Origin of the sequence: Arthrobacter sp. OV608, from assembly GCA_900110595.1 — a bacterium.
In the GTDB taxonomy this organism is placed as follows: Bacteria; Actinomycetota; Actinomycetes; order Actinomycetales; family Micrococcaceae; genus Arthrobacter.
The window spans coordinates 1-1,076 of record FOEZ01000067.1; the positions used below are offsets into that span (position 1 = coordinate 1).

2 protein-coding genes are annotated in these 1,076 nt (G+C 60.3%); both read left to right on the forward strand.

Going from position 1 to position 1,076, the window contains the following annotated elements; translation table 11 throughout:
* The coding region (locus tag BMX78_RS22630) for an NUDIX domain-containing protein (protein WP_211482622.1) at positions 1 to 610 on the forward strand (610 nt) is incomplete at its 5' end.
* On the forward strand, positions 607 to 1,076 hold a 470-nt coding region (locus BMX78_RS22635; protein WP_286139242.1), incomplete at its 3' end, for a riboflavin kinase. The genes BMX78_RS22630 and BMX78_RS22635, both read left to right, overlap by 4 nt.

Here is a 1,076-nt window from a genome sequence, read left to right on the forward strand (position 1 = left end):
GGTCCAGGAAGCGGTGGTCACCGGATGGTGCAGACCGGAAGAAGTGAGGGGTGTTGTGAGGAGAAGAATGAGCACGATTAACCGATCCTTTGGCGTCGGGTTGTCCTCTGAGGCCGCATCTGCCATCCCGGCTGACCGTATTATCATCGCTGCCGTCGTCGAGTGGCGCGGCAGGATTGCCATGTTCAGGAGGAGCCGCAGTCTGGGCCATGACAGCGGCCGGTGGCACTGCATTACGGGATTTGTGGAAGTTGGGGCAACACCCGAACAGCAGGCCCTGGAAGAGCTGTTTGAAGAGACGGGTTTGCAGGCCAAGGACCTCCTCGATCTTCGGCAGGGGCCGGACCTGGTGATCTCTGACGATTCGGGAATCCCGTGGCTTGTCCACACTTTCACTGCGCTTTCATCCCGGCGGCGGTTGACAATCGACTGGGAACATGATGCCTATCGGTGGACCACTCCACATAAGGCCAAGCGCTTCGCTAATCGAGTCGGCTGGCTCGACAACGTGCTCGCCGCCACCGGTCACTACCCCGTTGCCGTCCCGACACCCCCATCATGGGACCGCGCTATGATCCCAAACCTGTTAGATCAGCGAGTGAGTCAATGAAAGCCATGACCCAAGCCAGCGCACCTTCCGGTACCAGTCGAATACAGCCTGGTGCCCGAACCTACGGTTGCATCCGGCTTGAAGGAGTGGTTGGGCATGGTGACGCCCGGGGGCGAGAGCTCGGGTATCCCACCGCCAACATCTCCGTGCCGGATGGGGAAATTCTGGATGGCGTCTGGGCAGGCACCGTCCGCCTTGGTCAGGGAGAGAATGATGAAATCTACGCTGCCGCTGTCTCTGTAGGTCAGCGCCCGACCTACTACCATAGTGGAACACGGCTGCTGGAAGCCCACCTTTTGGAGTACGACGGGGACCTGTACGGTCGCTTCGTTCAGGTGATTCTGCACGAATACATCCGCCCCCAGCGACGATTCGGTGGAACCGATGAACTGGCAGCGCAGATCCGCGACGACGTGGCCCGTGTGCGTTGCTGGTTCAACGGCGCAGGCCAGGAACTTTGGACGTG